The organism is Gordonibacter sp., assembly GCF_036667095.1.
GTDB lineage: Bacteria > Actinomycetota > Coriobacteriia > Coriobacteriales > Eggerthellaceae > Gordonibacter.
Map to the genome: position 1 here is coordinate 991 of NZ_JAVWUP010000220.1, position 2,759 is coordinate 3,749.

At 62.7% G+C, this 2,759-nt stretch carries 3 protein-coding genes; all 3 read right to left on the reverse strand.

Annotation, left to right across the window (positions count from 1 at the left end; all coding sequences use genetic code 11):
- Window positions 1-21: 21 nt before the first annotated feature.
- On the reverse strand, window positions 22-1,341 hold the full coding sequence (locus tag RR842_RS12740; RefSeq protein WP_332554297.1) for a hypothetical protein: 1,320 nt from the start codon (window positions 1,339-1,341) through the stop codon (window positions 22-24).
- 15 nt (window positions 1,342-1,356) lie between these two features.
- Window positions 1,357-2,100: a 4Fe-4S dicluster domain-containing protein gene (locus RR842_RS12745; RefSeq protein ID WP_332554296.1), complete on the reverse strand. Its 744-nt coding sequence runs from the start codon at window positions 2,098-2,100 to the stop codon at window positions 1,357-1,359.
- Between the two features lie 4 nt (window positions 2,101-2,104).
- A partial coding sequence (locus tag RR842_RS12750) for a molybdopterin dinucleotide binding domain-containing protein (protein ID WP_332729986.1) occupies window positions 2,105-2,759 on the reverse strand: 655 nt, incomplete at its 5' end.

Sequence of the window (2,759 nt, forward strand, 5' to 3'; positions counted from 1 at the left end):
GGATGGACGCCTCGAAACCGGTTACACGATGCCGATGTTCGCCATCACGATCATGACCACCAGCGCGCACAAACCGGCGCCGATAGAAATGGCGGCAATGTGCTTGTAGGAATTCTTGTGGTTGAGCCCCATGGCCGCTAGCATGCCGAACATGGCGCCGGAGTTCGGCAGTGCGCCGCCGATGGTAGCCGACGTTGCGATGACCTTGGCAAGGGCCGCCGGGTCGACGCCCGTGGCCAAATACGGGTCGAGGAAGTTGCCGGCGATGATGCCCACCGCACCCGATCCGGAACCCATCACGCCGCCGAGTACGGCCGCCATGGTGGCAGCGGACACATAGGTGCCGCCCGGCATGTTGAAGATGGCCTCGTAGATAACCGTGAAGCCCACGGAAGCGGCAGCCACAGTACCCACGCCCACGGCGGCCGAGGTGAACAACGCCGGCCCGAGTGCGGCCTTGGCACCGTTGCCCAACACGTCGCGCTGGCTTCCGATGTACTTGTTGAACAGGATCATGCTGACGATGACGGCCGAAACCATGGCGATGTAGACGACGTTGGCCACTTTCAGCTGCGATCCCACGATGATGATGCCGATGAGCAGGATCAGCGGCAGCAAGGCCACGAGCACGTTCGGCACAGCCTTGTCATCGGCAGCGGCGGATTCTCCCTCGGAGAGCTCGTACACTTCGCCCTTGGCTTGAGCGCGCTTCAGAGCGAACTTGATATAAACACACGATACCGCGATGGCGATGACGGAACCCACGATGCCCATGATAGGCGCCGCGGTCAGCGACACCCCACATCCGTTGGCCGCATTGATCCAGGCAATGGCGGGTACACCGGGAATCATGGCCATAGTGAACGAGCACGCGCCCAGCGTCCACGCGGCGCAGAACAGGTGCCACGGGATGTTGCATTCCTTGAACAGGGGTCGTGCAAGAGGGATAAGCGCGAACATGGCCACGAACATGGAGATGCCCGAGTAAGTGAGAACCGCGCCCACCGCGGCGATGCCCAGCAGCACCAGGTACGGACTTTTGGAGCCAACCTTCCCCATGACGGCGTTCGCGATGGATTTGGCCGCACCCGACTTGTCCATGAACTCGCCCATAATGGCGCCGCCCATGAAGATGAGCAGGTTTTTCTGCACGAAGCCTGCAAGCCCCGTCACGTAGGACGACTCTCCGCCCACCATGGCCGCAGCGATGTCCATGCCGTTGGTGAGCGCGATGATGACAGCCGTGATGAGGGACGTGATGAGCACGTTCCACCCCTTCATGGCCGCAATAACGAAGAACACGAGACCGACAACGATGCCGGCAACCCCTAACCATTCCATAGCTTTCCCCTTTCCCTATGCCATATCGTTTCTGGTGGCGCGCATGAACTCGGCCGTCGAGGCGTGTTTCATGCGCAGAGCGTTGCGGTGGATCGTGCCCTCTTCGAAGTTCACGAGGTCCTCTTCGCTCTCAAACAACGTGTCCAAGTCCCCGCGCTGCTGGTTGAGCGCCACGGCTTCCTGCACGTCGTAAGGCAAAAGCTTCGTTTTCTCGCGCGGATTCCACACGAGGAAGGCCGGCTTCGTGGCCTCGGGCGCAGGCATGCCCTCGCAGTAGCGCACATCGCCGTACTTCGCAACGAGCTCGTCGATCGGACCGAAGTCGAAGGCGCGCAAGGGGCAGCTCATCGTGCAAGCCGGCTGCATGCCTTCCGCTAGACGGTCGACGCACATGGTGCACTTGCTCATCTTGGTGCCCGGCTCGTCGGAGACGAACCGCGGCGCGCCGTAGGGGCAAGCCTCGTAGCACGCGCGGCAACCCTGGCACTTTTCCTGGTCGACGAGTACGGCTCCGAACTCAGCTTCCTTGTAGAGGGCGCCGGTCGTGCACGCCTTCACGCACGACGGGTCCTCGCAATGCGCGCACGGGAACGCCAATGCATGGAGGCGCGTGGTCGGGAAGACACCCGTCTCCCATTCGTAGACGCTCATCCACTTCTCGGCACCGGGCTCGAGGCCGTTCCAGTCCTTGCAGGCGACACTGCACGCCTGGCAGGCGTAGCAGCGGTTCATGTCGAAAAAGAATCCGTACTGGGTCATCGCCTTACTCCTTTCCCTCTCCGAGTGCTTCGCGCAGCCCGAGCGACGTCCGCGCGCCGCGCATGCCGCCGCGCTCGGCCTCCGCGCCGAAGCCCTCGGCGTCCCCGTCGGCGATCTTCTCGACCTCGACCAGCCCCGCCGTGATGAGCGCTCCCAGGATATGGGGTAGATGCCCGTCGTCCAGCAGGATGTTCGGCGTGCCGCGCAGGTCCTGGCCGTACTTGTTCATTTCGGCAGGAGTGCCGTCGGTCTGGTACCACGCGCCGTGGTGCACGGCGGCGGTGCCGGGCATCATGCGGCTAGTCACGTAGGCAGTCAATTCCACTTCTCCGCGGTCGCTGTATACGCGACAACTGTCGCCGTCGCGCACGCCGCGCGCCTGGGCATCCACGGCGGACAGCCACACGGCATGGCGGTAGCAGTCCTCGCGCATGAAGGGATTGTTGTCGTTGCTGGAATGCTGGCGGTAGATCGACACGGGAGATACGAGCGAGAGCGGGTAATCCTTCGCCTTCGGGTTGTAAAAACCGTCGTTGGATGCCGAACCGATGTCGCCATCCACGTAGCTCGGGCTCCACACCGGCATGGGTTCGATCTGGCCGCGCCAGCGCGTTTCAGTCATGTCGTGGGTTTTGACGAAGTTCGAGGCGAACTCGATT

What these genes read in the sequence shown, in the direction of transcription:
- RR842_RS12740 (WP_332554297.1), bottom strand. Translation starts at nt 1,341, where the DNA reads ATGGAATGGTTAGGGGTTGCCGGCATCGTTGTCGGTCTCGTGTTCTTC.
- RR842_RS12745 (WP_332554296.1), bottom strand. Translation starts at nt 2,100, where the DNA reads ATGACCCAGTACGGATTCTTTTTCGACATGAACCGCTGCTACGCCTGC.